Here is a 20863-nt window from a genome sequence, read left to right on the forward strand (position 1 = left end):
TTAGCGCCGGTTGCGCCTTTTGGCCGCGAGCAGCCGGCTCATCGCATCTTCTTCCGCCGCCGGGTTGTCCGGCGCGGGAGCTTGGGGCGGCGTCCGGCGATCGGGCGTCCGTTCGGGTTCCGTCCGCGGCGACGGCTTTTTGCTCTTGCCCGCGATACCGGACGCGGCGGCCGAAGCGGGGGCTTCCGGCTCGGGCGGGGGGCTCGCGGCCGGTCCGGATGTTGCGGACCCGGCGGCGGAAGGTTTCGCCGCGGACGGTTGCGGGGCGGACCCGTTCGAGGCCGGCGCGCCGGACGCGCCCGTTCCCGCCCCGCCGAAGCGGGAGGCGCGCGAGCGGCTTTTCCGCTCCTGCAGCCGGGCAAGCGCGGCATCCGCGGCCGCCGGCCCGGCCCCGCCGGCGACCGTGCCCCGCCCGAAAGGCAGCCGTTCGCGCAGCCAGGCCGAAACCCGGCCCCACGGCAGCGAAACGCGGCGCACGGCGATATCGAGCAGCCAGAGCAGCAGCGCCGCGACGAGCAGCGCCCGGTCGATGTCGATCGTTCGGCGATGCGCGATCCGCTCGCCCGCGAACGCTTCGCCGGGTTCGGCCGCGTCCAGCACGCGCCCGCCCGTCAGCTCCGCCAGCCGCCGCAGCTTGTCCTCCCCGCCGCCCTCCGTCAGCCGGTATTCGGGAGCGTATGGGATGACGAAGCCGCTCGTCGTTCCGCCGCTTTCCCCGTTTTTCCCAATTTGCATCATATAGACGCCGGGACCGGACAGCGGCAAGCCGCCCGCATACTCGCCCGGCGCGACCGGCAGCGGCGTCAGCTCCGTCCGCTCGCCGTCCGGCCCCGTGACCACGGCGTTCAGCTCCGTCGCGCTCCCGGCCGAGGCGGTCGTTTCCCGGATCGTGACGCTGCCCTCTCCGCCCTGCCAATCGGCCTCCACGTCGTACGGAGCGCCGTTAAACTGCGGAAACGTCCATTTGACCCATTGGGCAAAAACGTCCGGGAAACGGTCCCATCCCGTCCACTCGCCCGCCCATTCGCCTTTCAGGTCGCTTGTCCAGGCGACGCTCCGGCCCGATCCGTACTGCCAGCGCGCGAGCAGCGGATCGCCCATCGGCGTCAGCAAGACGGCGTCGGCCGTCTCTTTGGCCGTCGTCGCGACGTAGGCGTCGACGGCCGGCACGCCCCCGGCGAAAGCGGAAGCCCAATCGCCCGCCCTGCCGAGCCGGGGAACGAAGCGATCTTCGACGATGTACGTCCGCGACATCAGCGTCGTCTCCCGGCTGAAGATGGACGGAATCGTGCTTTGATCGTTCGTAAAATAGTAGCGCCCGTTCGCATCGCCGGCGAGCCGTTCCAGCAGCGCCGTATCGGCCCCGTTGCCGACGGCGACCGTCGACATCGTAATGCCGTTATCGTTCATCGTATCCGTCAAAGCGGAGTAACTCCCGTTCCCCGCCGACTGCCCGTCCGTCAGCAAAATAATATGCTTGCGCTGCGCCTCGACCTCCAGCATTCGGCTCAAGGCGCTGCTTACGGCCGTATAAATTTCCGTGCCGCCGTCCGGCCGGATGCCTTGAATCACGCTTGCGACGGCATCCCGGTCCGTCAGCTTCACCGGCTCCTGAACCCACCAAGGCGAGCCGTCGAAGGCGATGACGCCGACCGTGTCGTCCTCGCGCAGCAGCTCGACCGTGCGCAGCGCCGCTTCCTTCGCCAGCTCCAGCTTGCCGCCGTCCATGCTGCCCGACTTGTCGATAACGAGAATGAGGCCGAGAGACGGCATTTGCCGCTTGCCCTTCAAATCCATGTAAACGGGAAGCGCCCGTTCCACTTCCGTTTTGTAATAGCCGCCAAGACCGTAGCTGTCCGAGCCTCCGGCCATGACCAGCCCGATTCCGTAGTCGCGGACGGCCGCCCCGAGATGCATCATCGGCGCTTCCGCGATCCGCGTCGCCGGCACGTTGTTCAGCACGATGCTGTCGTACCTCGCGTAATCGGCCAGCTCCGCCGGAAGCTGTTCGGGCAAAAGGATATCGTACGGAATAAGCGACGCCTCGAGCGCTCCCGCCATGTTGCCGGACGTGCCTTCTTCTCCTTCGACGATCAGCACTCGCGGCAAGCCGTCGACGCGGCTGAACGCGTAGTTCGCATTATTTTCGCCTCTCTCGTCCCCGGCGGCGTAAATTTCCGCCCGATAGCGATGCAAGCCGGGGGTTTCGGCCACATCCTGGAACGCGAAGCGGTTTTCCCCCGTTTCGAGAGCGACGACGCTGCGGAATTTTTCCGTATTTTCCTCGTACAGCCGAAGCTCCGCTTCGCCGGCGAACGTGCTGGAAACCGTAATTTCGTATGAAAATTTTTCGCCCGCGTTCAGATCCGCCGGCACCCGAAGCGACTCGACCGCCGCATCCCTCAGCTCCCGTTTCGGCAGCGCGACGACATCGACGGCGATTCCCCGGTTTTTCAAAAGCTCGCCCTGCCGGAGCAAGTCGCCGACATTCTCTTCCCCGTCCGACAAAAGCACGATTTTGCCGCCTTCGCCAAGCAAGCCCGAACCAAGCTGCAGACCGCCCGCAATGTTGGAAAAAGAATCGTTCGCTTCGGTCCGAAGCGAAAAGACGTCGGTTTCGTCGACCGACAGCGTCCGCTCCACCGAAGCGTTCAAGCCGAAGGAGACGACGGCCGCGCGATCGCTGTCGCCTTTGGCGGCAAGCGCCTCTCCGATCCAGCCGGCGAGCCGCTCTTCCTCTCCGACGCTGGCCGAGCGGTCGGCCACGAACACGACGGCGCGATGGTCCATGCGCAAGTAAGGCGAAAGTCCGGACGCAACGGCGACGAGCAGCGCGAGAATGAGCGCCCGGACGGCAACGGCCAGCTTCTTTCGTCCTCCCGTCAGCCGGGGGGTGTGCCGGATCGTCCACCATACGAAAATCGCGCACGGCACCATCAGCAGCAGCGCCCAAGGCGTATCAAACGACAGTCCCACGTCGGTACACCCCCCATTCCAGCGCAAGCAAGAGCAGCAGAACGGCCGCAATCCAAGGAACGAACGACGTTCGGTCCTCCAGAATCGCAACTTCGTCGGCTGCGGCAGGCGCCTCGTTTTCCGTTGCCGGCTGTCCGCCCGTTTCCGTTTCCGAACCATGAGCCGCCATGCTCTCGGCAGGATCCGCGGCGACGGCAAGCAGCGGACCGGCCAGCTCCCGCCCGGAGGCGTCCAGGATGGAGAGCCGGTACAGGCCGGGAACGGGCGGCGCCGTTTGCAAGCCCGACAAGCCCCCTTCGGGCGTCCTTGCAATGGCCGTCGTCTCCTGCTCCGTTGTCGGAACCCCCTCCTCCGCCGCTATCGCCTTCCAACGGGCATCCGCCGCTTCGGAAACGAATTGCACGTCGAGCTGGCTTCCGGCGACGGCCTGCCCGAGATTCGCCGAAGATCCCCCGCCCATCCATTCCGACGCCTGCGCGATCAGAATCGGAAACTCCGTCCGCAGCGGCAAATCCGAATCCTGCAAGCCGAACGCAAAAACGAGCCCCGGCTTCCCGTCCGTCATTCCCGCGTAGACGGCGGGAACGCCCCCGTATGTCACGACGGGATCGCCGAATGCGGGCGAGCCGGGAGCCGGCTTGACGAGCCGGGATATGTGCACGTCGCCGAACGTTAAATACCGGACGACCGGATGGTCCCCGACTTCGGCTTCCCCGTTCGCCGGCGCGACGGCTTCTCCGCCTGCGGGAGGCGTTTCCGCCGACCAGATTCGCCATACCGGCTTCGAGCCGATCAGCTTCCGCCATTCATCCGACGCAAGCGTCTCCTCGTCCGCTCCATCCAGCACGACCCAATCGACAGTGTCCGCGATCGTCCCGTCGGGTTCGAAGCCGGCCGGATCGGCGCGCACGACTTGAACGCCCGCCAGCTGCAGCGCCTTCTCCAGAAACAAATTGCCTTCGCCGACCAGCAGCGCCCGGCCGGCGGCCTGCGCGGCGGAAAAAGCGTAAGCCGTATTGTCCGCCGCGTAGCCGTCGATCCGGCCGAGCGTCGCCATGTAGAATTCGGCGGCGGGAAGCCGGTCGAAGCGGAAGGATCGCTGCTCGCCCGCTTCCAGTGCAAACGTCGCCGACTCTTCGGCCGGCTCCGGAACGCCCTCGGCGCGAACGGCGAGCGTGCCGCTTAACGGCTCGAGCCCGCGGTTCATCAGCGTGACGACGGCGGCCGCCGTGTCCGTTCCGGCTTCGCCGCGCACGCCGAATGCCGCAATCGACACATTGGCCCGGCCGCTGTCGATCTCCGTCACGCGAAGCGGGTTCGCCGTAACCTCGCCGGCCGCGCTTGCCTCTACTTGCTGTCTTGCCTTGCCGTCGGTCAGCAGCCAGATTTCGCCTTCCGCCTCGCCGCGAAGCGTCGCATCCGCAAGCGACAGCGCCGCCGCCAGATCCGCGCGGCCGTAATTCGGCCGCGCCGCCTCGAGCGCGGCTTCGAGCGCCTCGCGATCCCTTTGCGCGGACGCGAGAACGACCGGCTGATCTCCCGCGGCGATCAGCGTAACCGGCCTCGCGCCCGGCTGCTCGGCGAGCCACTCCGCGATTCGCAGCTTCGCAAGCTGCAGCGCCGATTGCGCGCCGTCTCCCTCGGGCGAGACGGCCGTCATGCTGGCCGAGGTATCCAGCACGACGGCAACCGGCCGCGCCGAGCCGCTCGTACCCGACGCGTACGGCCCCATCAGCGCAAGCGTCAGGAGAGCCGCCGCCAGCAGTTGAAGCAGCAGCAGCAGCCGGCGCCGCAGCTTTTGCCACGGCCGGTTCGCTTCCTGCTCCCGGAGCGCCCGCCTCCATAGCAGGCTGCTCGGAACCGGCGTATCGACATATGTCCGTTTTAACAAATAGAGGAGAACGATCAGCGGCAGCGAAGCCGCGAACCCAATCCCGGCCAGCGATTGAAAGCCCATGCCCCGTCCCCCTTTCCCGTTTGTTTATTGCCGTCCCGGCGAGGTCATCCGCCTTTCGCGCATCGATAACAGCCCGGTGCAACCGTTATTTGCCTACCTTCCATCCAATCCCGCCCTCCGCGCATCGACAACGGCTCGAGGCGGCCGCCATTGGTATTCTATCCGTCCAATCTCGCCTTTCGAGCATCAATAACGGCCTGTTGCTGCCGTTATTTGCCTACCTTCCGTCCAATCCTGCCCTCCGCTCCTCGATAACGGCTTCAAGCGACCGTTATTTGCGAACTTGGACTCGGTTTAGCCGAATAACGGCCCGGCGCGACCGTTTTGACTGGCACCCTATCCCGGAAAATACCGTTTCTGAGGAGAGGGGATACCGACAAGAGACTTTAAAAACAAAACAATAGCACTATCGGCAAATTCAATTAACGCCATAAATTAAATGACGCCCCAGGGGGAATCAGGCAGCCAAACCAACTCGACAATCTGCCCCCTGTCATCGCAATCCCCAATATCCACGTCATCACCCGTTCTCCCGAACACAATCATCGCTCAAACAACTCTTGCGAAAGTCACTTCTCGTGCAAGCTGTCAACACTTATACAGCTCACAGGGCTAAGTGTTCGGCAAGGCCATCACCGCTCGAAAACTCGTGCGTCTACCGGTTCCAGCTCAGACAGTCATCGCTTGAATAAGCGCACACGGATCAGCCATTACCGGCCGAAGCGGTTATCTTTTTAACAACCCTTGCGCCAGCAGCACATAAGCGACCGTATGTTCCAGCGGCACGGACGTATCGACGAGAACATAGGCAAAACCGCGTTCGGCGCACATCCGGCGAATCGATTCATTATGTTCGCGGAGCGCGGCCTCGTAAGTCCTCAATACGCTTGGGCCGATCGCGACTTCCTTGGCGATCCCCGATTCGGCGTCGATCAGCGTCAGCTCGCCCGACAACGCCGGGGACAGCTCCTCCTTGCCGAGCACCTGGATGAAGGCAACCTCCTGTCCCGCCGCGGCGAAAGCGTCCAGCGTCCGATCGATTCCGAACTCGTACATCCCGTCCGTTAGCAGCCAGACTTGTCCGGGAGTCCGCGGCAAAACGCCCGGCGCCAAAAAAGCTGCGCTCAAATCGTCGCTGCCCGCCGCTGCCGGCTTCGCGCTCATCTCGCCTTCGAGATACGCAAAAAGCCGGCTTGCGGAGCCCTTCCCCCGCAGCGGCGGCAGGCTCGATTCCACCGAATCCGTAAAACGGGCGACGGACACGCGATCCTCCCCGGCCAGCGCCGCGTACCCGACGCATGCCGCGAGCCGAAGCGCGTACGCCCATTTCGTCCCGGACGACGGCAAGTCCCCTTCCGCCGCGCCGATCGAGCGGAACCGCATCGATTCGGACGCATCCACATACAGGCGAACCGCCATTTCTTGTTCGTCCCAATACTGGCGGATGTACGCCTTTCCGGTTCTTCCGTACACGTTCCAATCCAGCCGCCGGATGTCGTCGCCGGGAGCGTACGGCCTGTAGTCCGCGAACTCCTGGGAGCCTCCAAGCGCGCGAGACCGCCGTTTCCCTTGCATCGTGCCGCGCGTCCGGCCCTTCGATGCGACGGAAATTTGCTCCAGCTTGCGAAGCAGCATCGGGTCGAGCCAAAACGATCCACCAGCCCCCCGCTCCGCTCCCGTCATCGCCGCGCCTCCGCCGCTTGCAGCACGGCGTCGACGATTTCGTCGGCGGCGATTCCCGCCGCCTCTCCCTCATAGCCGAGTACGAGCCGGTGACGCAAAGCCGGAACCGCGACCGCCCGAATATCCGGCCAGGAAACGTGAAGCCTCCCTTCTACAAGAGCCCTCACCTTGGCGACGGAGATGAGCGCCTGGATGCCGCGCGGTCCCGAACCGTACCGGACATACCTGCGGACGAGCTCCGGCGCTTCCGGCTCCGTCGGATGCGTGAACATGATCGCGCGAATGGCCGAATCCAGCACCTCGTCGGAGACGAGCACCTCTTTGGAGAAAGCGTGCAATTCGGCGATCGTTGCGGAATCGACAACCTTGTCGGCGCGGTAGCTTTCGGAAGAAGTCGTGCGCCTGACGATTTCCTTCAGCTCCTCCCGGGTCGGGTAGGTGACATGAATTTTCAGCAAAAAGCGGTCCAACTGCGCTTCCGGCAGCGGATAGGTTCCTTCCTGTTCGACCGGATTTTGCGTAGCCAGCACAAAAAAAGGAGACGGGAGCTTTCGCGTCTCGCCGCCCGCCGTCACCGTTCGCTCCTGCATCGCTTCGAGCAGGGCGCTCTGCGTTTTCGGCGTCGCCCGGTTAATCTCGTCCGCCAACACCAGGTGGCCGAATATCGGTCCCGGTTGAAACCGGTACGAAGCGCTGCCCTGCGGACCGAATTCGACGAGCTGGGTGCCGGTAATATCGGTCGGCATCAGATCGGGCGTAAACTGGATGCGGGAAAACGACAGCTCGAGCGCATCGGCAAGCGTACGCACAAGCATCGTTTTGCCGAGGCCCGGAATTCCTTCCAGCAGGGCGTGTCCGCCGGCCACGACGCACCACAGCAGCTGCTCGACGACATCCTGCTGGCCGACGATGACCCGCCCCACTTCCCGCCTGAGCGTTTCGAAACGTTCGACGGCCGCTTCCACCTGCGCTTTGGATTGAATCATCCGTACCCCTCCGCCATTTATTTAATGTAGTTAAAATCTATCGATTCGGCTGAATTTCTTCAAAATAATCGCGCACCCGCTGCTGCATCGATTCCGGCAGCTGCGAACGGTTCAGCGCCCTGCGGGCGTCCGTCGCGTAGCTGGAGTAGACCTCCTCATAGCTTTGGGCTCCGCCATCCAGCATCGGCGACGTATCGCCCTCCGTGACCCGGCCGCCCGAGGACGGACCGCCGTCCGTCGCGGCGTTGCCGGACCCTTCCATCGCTCGGGGCGTCGTGACGAGCGAACGGCCGCCGCTTCCCGTTCCGCCTTGAAGTCCGCCCGAACCGGAGCCCGCGCCCGTACCGCCTCCAGCTCCTGCCCCGCTGCCGGCACCCGAGCCAGACCCCGTACCGCTGCCGGAGCCTGAACCCGAGCCGGATCCCGTCCCTGCACCGCTGCCGGAGCCTGAACCCGAGCCTGTTCCGGATCCTGTCCCTGCGCCGTTTCCGACCCCGGAACCCGAGCCAGCCCCCGTACCCGAACCTGATTCGCCTTCCGAACCGCCGCCGGAGTTGCCTCCCGCGCCCGGGCTCGCGCCGGCTCCCTCTCCTTCGCCGCTCCCGCCGCCGGATTCGCCGCCGGCTCCCGGATTTCCCGCGGCGCCTGTTGAGCTTGCGCCGCCCGAAGCGTCGCCGGTGCCCGAAGCCCCGGCCCAAGCGGAACCGGTTCCCGCCGCTGCGCCGCCTGCTTGATCGGCCAACACGGCGGAGCTTGCGCCAAGTCCGCCGGCCATTTGCCGGGCGAGGGCCGCCAGCTCTTCCGCCGTCAGCTCGCGAGCGAGCGCCTCGCCCAGCCCGGCAAGCGCGTCTTCCGCTCCCGTGCCCTCCGGCTCCCCGCTCGCGGCTTGCTCCGCCGCCTTGTTCAGCGCTTCCTTCAACGCTGCGTCCGAATCGGCTTCCGTTCCCTCGGGCAGCGCGTCGGCCAGCTCGCGCAAAAGCTCGGCGAGCTCCGCCTTCTGCTGCTCGCTAAGCCGCCGCAGTTCGCCGCGCAGCCCGTCGATCGCCTCCGAAGCCGCTTCGGCGTCGCGGCGCTCCAGCGCCTGCCCAAGCTCGCGGAGCTGCGGCGACGCCTGCATTCGCGAGGCCATTTCGCTCAGCCGCGTCTCCCGCAGCTTCAGCTCCGCCGCCAGCCGTTCAAGCTCCCGCTTCGCCTCTTCCAGCTCGCGTTGCGCTTCCGCCGGGCTTTCCAGCCTTCCCAACTGTTCGCGCAGCTCGGACAGCGGCTTTAGCAGCCCGTCCTTCGCGGCAGGTTCCAATGCGGGCAGCTGCTCGAGCCGCTGCTCCAGTTCATCCGCTTGTTCATCCAGCCGAGCCAGCTCCTCATTTACCGCCGAACGTGCTTCGATCCGCTCGTCCATCGGATTCGGGATCGCGAGGAGACCGGCCAGAACAAGCCAGGATGCGCCCGTCAGCGCGGCGAACCTTGCGCCCCCGCGTCTTCCCGGTCCCGGCAAATTCGTCTTCAAGCCCGCGACGTATTCGCCGGCGAGCCGCACCGCTTCCTCGCGCTGCAGCCGGGCAATCGGAAGCTCGCTATGCAAATTCGCGAGTGCCGTTCCGACGGCATCGGACGTCGGTCCGCGATCCATCATAAGCGCCGCTTCGCGGTCGGATACGCCGCCCGCCAAGCGGACGGCCGCGCCGGTCATTGCGCCGGCGGCGATAAGCGCCGCGGCGATCCACTCGGCATGCGGAATCGGCACCAACCGTGCCGCGAGCAGGAGAACGACCCCTGCGCCGCTGCCCGCAAGCAAGCCGATCGCCCCGCCCGCAGCGGCGCGAAGTCGCAACATTCGCCAGCGAACCCGCTTCAACAGCTCCGAAAGCTTGCGGCCTTCGCCCATTTCTTCACCTCCCCGCGCTTTGCTTCTTTAATTAATGACATTAATCATAATTGAGACTTTCCCAAAACGTTCCTTGCCCGGCAGGCTTTCGCTTTTTTCTCGCAACATAATTAATGAGGTTAATCGAATGTATTTAACCGCATTAACAGCCTGCCAATCTTCCAACACATTACCTGCCTGCGCGCTTCTTTTTTAAAATCGGTCGGATATACCGGATGCTAAGCAGCACCGCCCCGATGGAAACGATCGAATACACGATCAGGAATTGCTGCCACAACTGGATCGGGGCATCCTGTCCGCTCAAGCCGCCGGAGCGATAAACCATGAATACCGACCGCGAAATTTCCGAATCGAAAATGCTGTACAGGGCGGCCACCGGATTTAAGCCCATGATGTACCCGATCCAGCCGTAGTCCGTCTGCCCGTTCCCGTACGTGTTTTGCATGATGGATAACACAATCAAATACAGAAACGCCGTCCCTCCGAAAATGAACAACGTGACGCCGTAGGAGACGATGACGGAAATCATCGTTCGTTTGAACAAGGTCGAAAACAGGATGCCGAGCGAGCCGAGAACGACCATCGTGAACAAGTAAAAGAGAAACACGAGCAGCAGCTGCGACGGCGAGATGCCTCCGTACAGAAACACGATGCTGTACACCGGCATCGTCGCCAGCACGATAAGCACCATAAAAGCGAGCGAAGCGACCAGTTTGCTCACGATAATGTTCGTCGACGACTGCTGCGTCGTCAGCAGCAAATTCAGCGTTTGCCGCTCGCGCTCCCCGCTGACGATGCCGGCCGTAAGTCCCGGCGCCATGAAGGCGATCAGCCCGAGCTGGGCGATGCTGATGAACATGAACATCGTCCGGCTCGTATTCGGATTGAAGCCGCCGCCTCCGTCCATCTCGTTGATATAGATGAACCCGAGCGCGCCGATCCCGATCGCCAGCAAATAGAAAAACAACGCCCACATCGAACGCAGCGAACGCATTCGCAGCATGATTTCCTTGTTCAGCACCGGGTTGACGAACAGCGATCGCAGGTTCCGCCCTGCTTTGGCCTCCGCTTGCTTGCCGCTCATGCTTCTCCCCCGTTCCCCTTCGTAATTTCCAGAAAGACGTCCTCGAGATTCGTTTGCGCTTCGCTGAAGGCGATCAGGCGGAAGCCGCGGCCGATCAGCTCGGCCAGCAGCTCGGCCTGCTCCTCGTCCTGGCCGCCGAAATGCACCTGCACGCCCTTTTCGTCGCGGAAAATCCGATTCACGAACGGCCGGTCCCTGAGCGCCGCTTCCAGCTCTTCGTCCTGCCCCGCGCTGCGGATCGTCAGAATCCGTTTTACCCGCAGCCGGCTTTGAATATCCTGAACGTTGCCGTGCGCGACCAGCTGCCCGTGCTCGATGACGCCGATCTCGTCCACCATTTCCGCGAGTTCCGGCAAAATGTGCGAGGAAATGATAATCGTCTTCCCCATATCCTTCAGTTCCTTCAAAATTTCGCGCATTTCGATCCGGGCCCGCGGATCGAGCCCCGAAGCGGGCTCGTCGAGAATGAGCAGGTCGGGGTCGTGCACGAGGCAGCGGGCGAGGCACAGGCGCTGCTTCATCCCCCGCGAAAGCGTGTCGACGTAAGCGTCCTTTTTGTCGGAGAGATTCACCAGTTCGAGCAGCTGCGGAATCAGCTTGTTGCGCTCCGCCTTGCCGATGCCGTAGCTGGCCCCGTAAAAATGCAAATACTCCGTCGCCTTGAAGCTGTCGTAAACGCCGAAAAAGTCCGGCATGTAGCCGATTTTTTTGCGGACCTCCTTCGGGTGCTCCGTCACGTCGATCCCGTCCACCATGGCCGTGCCCGACGTCGGCGCGAGCAGCGTCGCCAAAATCGACATCGTCGTCGACTTGCCTGCTCCGTTCGGACCGACGAAGCCAAATACGGTGCCCTTGTCTATCGTCAAATCGAGCGATTTCAGCGCCTGGAAGCTGCCGAACTGCTTGGACAACGACCGCGTCTCGATCATCGGCACCTCTTTCGTTTCCGCGGACGGCTTCTGCGCAAGAGACGTTTCCATTACGAGTTCACCTTCCCTTTCAATCCGATCTCCGGCAGCGCGATATGAACGGAACCGGTCACCTCGAGCTTCATCCGGACCGCGTTCGCGGCCGTCATATACGTATCCGCGGATTCCGGCAGCCGGACCAAGTTGCTCGTTCGATCGATCTCATCCCATTGCTGCGTTACGTCGTTCCATACCGAAAGAACCATTTGTCCGCCCTGTCCCATGTCCGAAAAATGCACGGTCAGCTCCTCGAACTCGGTTTCGGCCGCGCCGGGCACGAGATATTCGAATTCGATGCTTCCGTCCGTCAATCCGACCATGCCGTCCGAACCGTAGGAAAACTCGCCTAGCGATTGGCTTGTCATCACCGGCAAAATCGAGCCGGGAGGAATCGTCGCCGCCCCCGTTCCCGGGATATCCGGCTCGAACGGCTGCACCCAAAGCGTCAGGTTGTCCGACTTGACTTCTTTTCCGTTGACCTCGAACCAGCTCTCGCTATCCTCGCTGAAGCCGACGATGACCGGCCGGAAAGAGCCCTGTTCCTGCAAGTAGGCGTTCAGCATGCCGCGATGCCGCGAATACTCGTCCCGTCCTCCCGTAAAAGGGAACATTTGATAGCCGTAATCGTAAAAGACGCCGTAAGAAGGTAAGTACGTCGGCACCGTTGCCTCTGCGGCTTCTCCTTTCGCAAGATCCCCCAGGGAATAGACTCTGCCGTTCGCCAGCAAAGCCGCCTTCTTGAGATCGGCTTCCGTATTGTTCGTCACGCGTATTTTCCGGTTCGCCCCGAGCTCTTCCGCCGCGATGTCGAATTGGCCGTGGCCGGACGATTCCTCGTTGTATTCCAGCCGCGCCTTCCGGACGGAAGAATACTCGACGCGGTTCCAAACCGCCGTTACCCGGTCCGGCTCGGTTCGCGCGGTCTGGTTCATCCGATTGGTCGAAATGTTGCCGGTGCCGCTTTCATCGCTATTCGGCAAAACGGTAACATCGGCTTCGAACCCGGCCTCCACCGTGCCTCCGCGGGGAGCGAACACCGCCACGTCGGCCGAGCGCAAGGCGCGGCCGTCGCCCGCGAGCTCCATCGTCCGCAAGCTGTGCGTCATCGTCTGGTTTTTGTCGGCCGACCCGATCGAATAAATGACGAGACTCGAAACGACCGACAACGCCGGAATGATCCACCAGGCCCATTCCCGCCTGTCCGCCGCCTTAAGCGTCAGGAATACGCCCGGGGCGACGATCACGATATAAATAAGAAAAAAGACGAGCAGCAAGTTGAACTGCGGCGATCGCAGCGAAGGGAACGCGTTCAGCGCGTTGTCCACTTCCCAATAACCGTTGCTATAGCCGAAACCGTTGACGTTTTGATGCAAATACGAGGTGAGCGAGCCGCTCAACATCCGCGCCCAAAGCGCGGAATTTCCGCTCCAGGAAGCAAACGGCTCAAGCGAAGGGTCGAACGCCGCGTAGACGATGCGCCCTTTTCCGTACTTTCTCTCCGCCGCGACAATGATCTCGCCTTCATTCAACAGCGAAGTAGCGCCCGCTTGCAGCGTACCCGTCGAAACCGTGACGGGCCCCGCCAGATCCAGCGCCTTGCCGTCTCCGCCCTGGACGATCGAATCGGCGGAGGAAAGCGCCGCCGTGCCATCCGCGGCGACGGGAACGATATCCTTGAACGCTTCAGCCGTTTTCGCGTAGCCCGCGCCGCCCGAAACGACGAGCGTGCCCCCCATTTGAACCCAGGTGCGAACCGCCGCGATTCGGTCTTCGCTCCAGCCGCCCGTCGCCGTATCGTTCAAAACGAGAAAATCGAACGAGCCGAGCTGCATCGCGTTATTCGCCAATTTTTGATCCTCGATCGGAACGACTTGCAGGCTGTAGCCCCGTTGATTGAGAATCGGCAAAAAATTGAGCGTATCCGGATCCCGGGATACGACGCCGACGACGGTGTTGGCCGTTGAGGATCCGACCAGAAAGGATTTTCCCGTCAGCGGGATTTCGTCGCCCGAGCGCTCTTCCCGAAACGCCAGCTTGTTGTTGTTTTCGTTGTAGCTCGTGCCCGGCACGGTCAGCTCCAGTACGACCGGACTTCCTTGCGGCAGCTCCGCCGGCACGGAAAAGCTCTGATTGTAGCCTCCGTTCGGCTGAACGACCGAGAAAACGAGCTCCCCTTTTAAAGCCCGATCCGTTTCATTGACGGCCGTGATCGACAGGCGTGTCCACTTCCCTTCCTTCACGATCCCGCCCAGTCCGACCTCCGCGGTAATCTCAATGCCTTCCCCGGCCGCTGCCGCCGCCGCCGGACGCAACCCCGCGATCGCAGCCGCGGCCAACGCGAGCGCCAGACCGAACCAAATGAGCCTTGCGGCCCTTCTTTTCCCGCCAACTGTCACTTTTTGACGCCCCTCTCGTTTCCATCCATTCCCTAAATCATACTACAAGTAGAATTGACGAAGCGATAGATTCGAAAGTTTCTTAAGTATAACTTAAGAGTTCGAATAATAGTTTTCATAACTTATATTATGTAAACATTTTGGCGTCCGGAAAGACAAACTGGAGCCGAACCTCCCCGGTCCTGAAAACCTCCCATTCCGGAAGCCGAAGAACGCATTCAGTACAAGAAGCCGCACTTTCTGAAAAACGGACATTATGCAGCCATCATTTCTCCTTCCAAAGACGCGATTGCGTTCATGATCATGAACGCAATCGGGATTGACTTTCCGAAAGGATTCGATGGGCCAGCCGAACGGAAGTGGATCAAATTGCGGGAAGGCGACTCCCCCGACCTCGCCACGCTGTCCGGGCTTTTGAAGCAAGCTTCCGGCACGCTTTAACGGCGATTCGGCGGAAGAGGGTTCGAGGGAACGTTCGAGCAGCTTGCCGATTGCCTGTCCAGTCAACCATAACCTTTATAGGGGTACCGCCAACATTTTAACGATAATATACGCTAAGCCTTCGGATGTACCTGGCTTAGCGTTTTTTCTTACTCTAAGCCCAATAGTCCGGGCTACACCGCCCGGACTACCGATCACTCACCTTCCTGTTGTTTCAGCGGTCGTAATGAGTTGAGAGACGTATTCTGCTTGAAGTTGAATTTGTATTCACCTAGAAAATTGATGTGCTCCCATCCAAGGGGGGAAATGTGATTTAGCAGTTCTTCCTGAAGCTTACCTTGCTTTTTGCGGTGTTCAGTTGCCTGCTGGAGATAGACGGTATTCCAAACGCTAATTGCATTGATGATAATGTTCAACGCACTTGCCCGTTGGAGCTGATCTTGTAGCGCACGTTCCCGCAGTTCGCCATGTTTGCCGAAGAAGATCGCTCTGGCCAATGCGTTCATGGCTTCTCCTTTGTTCAACCCCCGATGGATTTTTCTCCGCAGCGCCTCGCTCGAAAGGTAATCCAGAATGAAGATCGTTTTCTCGATACGCCCCATTTCTCTCAGCGCGGTAGCCAAGCTGTTTTGTCTTGCATAGGAACCGATTTTCCCCATAATGAGTGATGCTGAAACGGTTCCTTCCCGGATGGAGTGAGCCAGCCGGAGTACATCGTCGTAGTTCTCTTGAATGATCTTTGTATTAATCTGTCCGCGAAGCAGCTTCTCCAATTTAGGGAAAATGGACGGTTTTCCGATAGCGTAGAGCTTGGAATCAGCCAAGTCGCGTAAGCGCGGCGCAAAGCGAAATCCAAGCAAATGCGTTAAACCAAAGACTTGATCGGTGTAACCGGCCGTATCCGTATAATGCTCCTCAATGGACAAGTCCGTTTCGTGGTGGAGCAAACCGTCGATGACGTGTACGGCATCCCGAGCGTTCGTATTGATGACTTTCGTATAGAACGTGGAAAACTGGTCGCTCACGAAGCGATATATCGTTGCTCCTTTTCCGGTCCCGTAGTGAGGATTCGCATCTGCGTGAAGAGACGATACACCGATCTGGACGCGCATTCCATCAGATGAGGAGGTAGTGCCATTCCCCCAATATGAAGGCAGCGCCAGCTTATGATGAAAATTGACAAGAACAGCTTGCGCTTTATTCATCGCGTCTTCGTACAGCCGCCATTGAGCTGTATTGGCCATTTGCCGATATGAAATGCTCGGCGTGGCTTCAGCCATCTTCGTAAGCCCGATGTTCGTTCCCATTGCCATAAGGGTAGCCATAAGGATTGTTGTTTCTTCCTCGTTCGGAGCGCGGTTACTGGAAGCGTGAATAAACTGCTCATGAAAATTCGTCCAGTTGGCTACTTCCATGAGCAGATCCGTAAGCTTAATTCGTGGTAGCAGCTCATAGAGGGAAAGACTGAAATTTCGGGATTCATCGGGAACATCTTTCTCCAATCGCTCAATGTGCAATTTCCCGTTCTCCAAATTTACTCCGTCCAGCTCATCGATGTGATCCGAAACCCAATTTAATCTTTGAAGAAGTGCTTCAATCCGTTCTTCAAGATATTCCTTTGCGGACAAACTGACGGCAAGCTTTGTAGCGTTAGGATCAATGCCATTCCAATCGGCTTTCGGAACAAGGTATTCCTCGAAATCCTTATGCTGACGGCTTCCGACTATGGACACGTCCCCGGAACGAACGTAATTCCGCAACTCTGTCAGGACAGCCATTTCGTAGTAATGCCGGTTGATCGTTCCGTCATCGTCGTAAACGTGCTTTTGCCAGCGGTTCGAAACGAAGTTCAGCGGCGCGCCTTCCGGAACCTTCCGCTTCCCGGTTTCATTCATATCCCGGATGATATCGACCGCCTTCATTAGCGGCTCTGCGGACTTAGTTGACCGAAATTCCAACGATTTTAGCAGCGTTGGCGTGTATTTTCGGAGCGCATAGAATTTCTTTTCTAACAAGTCCAAGTAGTCGTAATCAACTGGTCGCGCCAGCCGTTTAGCTTCCTCCACGGATGCGACGACCTGATCCCACGGCATGACGGCATCAAGAGCAACAAACGGATCAATGCCTTCGCTTCGGGCCTTAATAAGAGCGGCTCCAAGATCGGCAAAGTGAACAACCTTTTCGTTGATCGATTTACCGTTTTGCTTTTGAAGTTCCTCTTGGGCCTTTCTCCCTTTGGAAAGCAGTATCATAATCTGCCGGTCATGAATCTCGAAAGCCAGGTCTGTCAAATCCTGAATTAGTTCCAATAGGTACGCTACTAAAATCGCGTACTTTTTCGGATCATTAAAACGTCTGAAAGAATGAGGTTCGTAACGCGAACCGATTTTAGAAAGTTGACGTAGACGGTTCGGATGGATGCCTTTCGTATCGACTTGCAGCTGCAAGTCGCGTAAGTATTCGAGTTTTTCAATCACCTTCAAAAAAGAATCCGGAGAGCTAGTACCTGGAATTTCCCTTAACCATGCTAAGTAGGTTTTGCTACTTTCCGGCATGGTGGTTAAGACGCGATCCAGCTTAGCAATTTGTAATTCTGTCAGTGAACTGCTGAGCAGCTTGAATATTTTTTCTTCTGTTCGTTTGCGCGTTTCCCAAACGGCTCTTTCAATTGTAGCCATTGAAGGGAGAATGATTTTACGCTTACGTAAATCTTCGAGTGCGAGTTGAATCAGGTGTAAGGGATTGCCGTTTGCCATTGCATGGCTAAATAGATGCTTGCACAAAGAACGATATTCGCTCAAGGTGAATGTCTGGTAGCCATATTCTTTCCGGATCTCATCCAGATGCTCGTACTTCGTTGCTTCTCGGTCGCCGTAAGATGCAAAAGACTCCACATCGGCATTGATTTGCTTTGCAATATGACGAAGAATTTGAACCGGCACTTCTTTTGTATCAGAAAGTGTCCAGCCGAGATAACGAAGTACGCACAGCTGCACGGCAAAGCCGAGTCGATTATAATCTCTTCGCCGCTGCTGTATGATTTCAAGGTCATGCTGTGTAAATGTGAAATAAGTGCCCAATTCCCATTCGCCAAGATCAGGCGGTATCTGCAAATAATGCAGCCGTTCCTCCGGAGTTAGCAGTTCCCTTACTCTCGCGTACATCGTACTTCATCCCCCTATTGCCAAGCTATTTTTTCGACTTCCGCTTGCAGATCCGCACGGGTTGCCTTGACGTAAATCATCGTTGTGTCCAGACTATCGTGTCCCATAATTTGCGCCAAGCGGTGCAACGGCGTGTTTTCTGCCATCACATAGCCGAACCGGTGCCGTAGATCGTGGGCGCTCAATCCTTCGAGCCGGGCTGCTTTCATATATTTTTGAATTAAATGACGTAAAGCACGTTCGGTTAATCGATCGCCGGTCTTTTCAGATGGAAACAGAAAAGGACTGTGCGGAGGGAGTTCTGCCAGATATTTTTCTAAAGCAACTCTACACGTGGCGTTCAAAGGAACTTCCCTCTGTTTATTTCGTTTTCCGGATCGGACCGTAAGCTGACCACTACGTTTACCGATTTGAATATCTCCGGGAGCCAAGTCACACACTTCCATGCTTCGTAAGCCCGTGTGAAACATCACGATTAGAATCGTCTGATCCCGAAGAGAACCGCCATGCTCGGCCGCAGCAACCAAAGCAGCTTCTTCTTTGTCTGTCATCTGTCTGGGGCTTACCTTTTCTTCCGGAACCAATTTAACCGGCTTCGAAGGGTCGCGGCGAATCCTGGATTCTGACACGGCCCATTCAAAAAAACGTTTCAGGGTAATAAGCCGCCGGTTAATGGTCGCCGGTTTCAATTCCATTATTTTTTGTGCTGCTTCCCTATATCGCGTTAATGTTGGAGTAGCCACATCTTCAATTCGAAATATAATCTCTTCCTCTTGGTGGTAGGCGGTCTCAAACCAGCCGATGAAATGTTTTAGGTCGCTTGCATACTCTTTTAGTGTTTTGGGATTCAAATCTTCGTGGGTGGTGAGAGCGTGAATGAAGTCCTGAATCGTCTGATCGCCCTGTTCCGAAATCCCCGGTGTTTCTCTCATTAGCAAAGCCTCCAAATCTTGTCTTACATTAGCGGACATGATATTCTTATTTTAACCGAAACATTAGCGGACATCAAGTGTATGCTTTGAAAACACCAAATGACCGCTAATCTTAATTAGCGGTCATTTAATATTAGGAGATCATTCCTTCATGATGGTTCGTAGAGACGATTTGCGCAACCGAGGAAACACTCGTGCAGCAAATGAATCGGCAACGAATCGCGCTATAGGAATCGTTTCTGCGCGATACTTCACGAAGCATATTTTTTATTTTAATATCAATTCGATGATGTTGCTTGTTTTGCCACCGGATGACGAACTTTTTTGACGCATTGTCATCCTCCCTGCACCTGCCATTTCCACGAGAATTTGCCCGATGGCGTTTGTGGTATCAATCACCATGTTTTTGATTGCTTTAGGTTCCAGCGTCACCCCGTTGTCGATGGCTGTGCCATCGATCACACTTGGCAATACATTGCCGTTTGCACTGTCTTTGACGACCATGTTAATATTTTTTTCTTCGTCGCTGCCATTGTTGATCGCCACCGAAAGTGTGGTTTCTCCGTTTTTGCGAGACATCGTGAACGTGGTTTTTGAACTGTTTTCAAGCATGGGTAAACGCCTCCTTAAGCGATTGAATTATTTTGGTTTAACATATCAAAAATGCGCTGTTGTTTATTTTTTTCATCATCGAGCAGTTTGGAAATAATCCCTTCCAAATTCGTCGTCCCCGACGTGCCGCAGGTACAGCCGCTTGTTGATCCGCTAGAAGGCTGACAGTTACAGCAGGTACGGCATTTGCAAAACAAAAGCAATAAGGCTAAAAGCACGGAATTGTCGCTAATTTGAATTTGATTGCCAACGGTGAAGTTGTTGCCATTGGAGACGGTGTTTGCCGAGTTGTTTGCCGAGCTCGCTAACCCGTTTGCCGTGCTCACTAAGGCGCTGTTGTAGTCAAAGGTGTTGTTGGATTCACTGGTATTCGTGGATTCGTTGGTGGCGCAGCTGGTGGAGTTTAACGTGCTGTTGGCGGTGCTTGCGTTGTCGTTCGTTGAAGAGTTGTCAGCATTGGAGGTATTGGTGGTAGTATTATCGCCTGTCGACGCTGTTGCTGTAGGCGTAGAGGTGTTATCACCTGTGGTGGCAGTGGCACTGGTTGTGGATGAATTATCGCCAGTGGTTGAGGAACTGTCACCTGCACTCGATGTAGCATCTGTATCCGATGAGTTTGTTGCAGGACCACTTGTTGTGGTTGACGTATTATCACCATTCGTTGATGTGCTATCACCTGAGCTGCTGGTGGCGTCCGTATCCGATGAGTTGGCCGCAGGACCACTACTTGTGGTGGAGGTATTATCTCCATTGGTGGAGGTACTATCACCCGATGACGAAGTGCTGGTGGCGTCTGATGCGTTGTTCGAGCCGCTAGTTGAGGTTAATGTATCGGTCACGGTAGCCGAACTATCATTATCACTGTTGTTGGTTGCACCACTGGTGGAATTAACCGTTTCGTTAATGGTAGAGTCACTATCGGTATTAGAGGTATTGTTCGAGCCGCTTGTGCTTGTTAATGTGTCATTGACAGTAGCCGAACTATCATTATCACTGTTGTTGGTTGCACCACTGGTGGAATTAACCGTTTCGTTAATGGTAGAGTCACTATCGGTATTAGAGGTATTGTTCGAGCCGCTTGTGCTTGTTAATGTGTCATTGACAGTAGCCGAACTATCATTATCACTGGTGTTGGTTGCACCACTGGTGGAATTAACCGTTTCGTTAATGGTAGAGTCACTATCGGTATTAGAGGTATTGTTCGAGCCGCTTGTGCTTGTTAATGTGTCATTGACAGTAGCCGAACTATCGTTATCACTGGTGTTGGTTGCACCACTGGTGGAATTAACCGTTTCGTTAATGGTAGAGTCACTATCGGTATTAGTGGCGTTCGTTGCCGTACTTTGGTTATCGACTTTTTCGAAAATTTTCGAGTCGCTGTCGCTTTCCGAATGATTTTTAGCGCCACTTTCGCTTGTAAGTTGATCGTTAATGGTGGATCCGCTGTCGTTATCATTTGTGCTTGTGGCATTACTAATGGCATGAGCTTGGTTTTTAGCAAGGTTTTTAGCAAGGTTTTTAGCAAGGCTTTTGGCAATCGCCTTGTCGATCGCCTTGGCTAAGGAAATCGTCACTTTGACAGGCGGCTTGCGGTGTTTGTGTTTTTTACGATGACAGCTACACGCTGTTTGCTGGGAAGATTTTTTTTTGCAGGTTGTTTTTCTTTTTCTAAATTCCTTTGTCATTACTTCTATCCTCTCCTTTGATGGGGGTAGTTGACTACCCTTTAGTATATTTGCCTGCTATTAACTCGGAAACGGCGAATCTACCTATAAATTT

General features: G+C 57.7%; 12 protein-coding genes and 1 pseudogene. 1 reads left to right on the plus strand and 12 read right to left on the minus strand.

Annotated features, from left to right (window positions below):
• From B7E11_RS23735 to B7E11_RS23770, 8 genes are all read right to left on the minus strand, one after another.
• Window positions 1–2976 (minus strand): VWA domain-containing protein, encoded by a 2976-nt coding sequence (locus tag B7E11_RS23735; protein WP_080839464.1) that lies wholly within the window; start codon window positions 2974–2976, stop codon window positions 1–3.
• Window positions 2960–4933, minus strand: coding sequence for a vWA domain-containing protein (locus tag B7E11_RS23740; protein WP_080839466.1), 1974 nt, complete (start codon window positions 4931–4933; stop codon window positions 2960–2962). The genes B7E11_RS23735 and B7E11_RS23740 overlap by 17 nt, the downstream gene beginning before the upstream one ends.
• A 726-nt stretch (window positions 4934–5659) precedes the next feature.
• Entirely contained in the window at window positions 5660–6616 is a 957-nt protein-coding gene (locus B7E11_RS23745) for a DUF58 domain-containing protein (RefSeq protein ID WP_080839468.1), read from the minus strand.
• Window positions 6613–7602, minus strand: a complete 990-nt coding sequence (locus B7E11_RS23750; RefSeq protein WP_080839470.1) for an AAA family ATPase — start codon at window positions 7600–7602, stop codon at window positions 6613–6615. Before B7E11_RS23750 ends, B7E11_RS23745 begins: the two co-directional genes overlap by 4 nt.
• Before the next feature lie 37 nt (window positions 7603–7639).
• Window positions 7640–9487 carry a hypothetical protein gene (locus B7E11_RS23755; RefSeq protein WP_080839472.1) on the minus strand — a complete coding sequence of 616 codons (1848 nt, stop codon included), beginning with the start codon at window positions 9485–9487 and terminating at the stop codon, window positions 7640–7642.
• A 169-nt stretch (window positions 9488–9656) separates the two neighbouring features.
• Window positions 9657–10571 carry an ABC transporter permease gene (locus B7E11_RS23760; RefSeq protein WP_080839474.1) on the minus strand — a complete coding sequence of 305 codons (915 nt, stop codon included), beginning with the start codon at window positions 10569–10571 and terminating at the stop codon, window positions 9657–9659.
• Complete coding sequence (locus B7E11_RS23765; RefSeq protein WP_080840969.1) at window positions 10568–11500, minus strand: ABC transporter ATP-binding protein; 933 nt, start codon at window positions 11498–11500, stop codon at window positions 10568–10570. The genes B7E11_RS23760 and B7E11_RS23765 overlap by 4 nt, the downstream gene beginning before the upstream one ends.
• Window positions 11501–11550: 50 nt before the next feature.
• Window positions 11551–13935, minus strand: a complete 2385-nt coding sequence (locus tag B7E11_RS23770; RefSeq protein ID WP_080839475.1) for a DUF4350 domain-containing protein — start codon at window positions 13933–13935, stop codon at window positions 11551–11553.
• A 195-nt stretch (window positions 13936–14130) separates the two neighbouring features.
• On the opposite strand from B7E11_RS23770, the pseudogene B7E11_RS23775 reads away from it, so the two are divergent.
• Window positions 14131–14376, plus strand: a pseudogene (locus B7E11_RS23775) (DUF1801 domain-containing protein); the annotation flags it as partial.
• A 194-nt stretch (window positions 14377–14570) separates the two neighbouring features.
• Here B7E11_RS23775 and B7E11_RS23780 read toward each other — a convergent pair.
• The 4 genes from B7E11_RS23780 to B7E11_RS29190 all read right to left on the minus strand — a co-directional run bounded on the left by B7E11_RS23780 (window position 14571) and on the right by B7E11_RS29190 (window position 20769).
• Window positions 14571–17540, minus strand: coding sequence for a Tn3 family transposase (locus tag B7E11_RS23780; protein WP_028598545.1), 2970 nt, complete (start codon window positions 17538–17540; stop codon window positions 14571–14573).
• Window positions 17541–17554: 14 nt separating this feature from the next.
• Window positions 17555–18472, minus strand: a complete 918-nt coding sequence (locus tag B7E11_RS23785) for a tyrosine-type recombinase/integrase (RefSeq protein WP_006211804.1) — start codon at window positions 18470–18472, stop codon at window positions 17555–17557.
• Window positions 18473–18739: 267 nt separating this feature from the next.
• Window positions 18740–19084: a hypothetical protein gene (locus tag B7E11_RS23790; RefSeq protein ID WP_006211803.1), complete on the minus strand. Its 345-nt coding sequence runs from the start codon at window positions 19082–19084 to the stop codon at window positions 18740–18742.
• A gap of 14 nt (window positions 19085–19098) precedes the next feature.
• On the minus strand, window positions 19099–20769 hold the full coding sequence (locus tag B7E11_RS29190) for a serine-rich family protein (RefSeq protein WP_139787294.1): 1671 nt from the start codon (window positions 20767–20769) through the stop codon (window positions 19099–19101).
• Window positions 20770–20863: the final 94 nt, after the last annotated feature.

This window comes from Cohnella massiliensis (assembly GCF_900169535.1).
GTDB lineage: Bacteria > Bacillota > Bacilli > Paenibacillales > Paenibacillaceae > Cohnella > Cohnella algarum.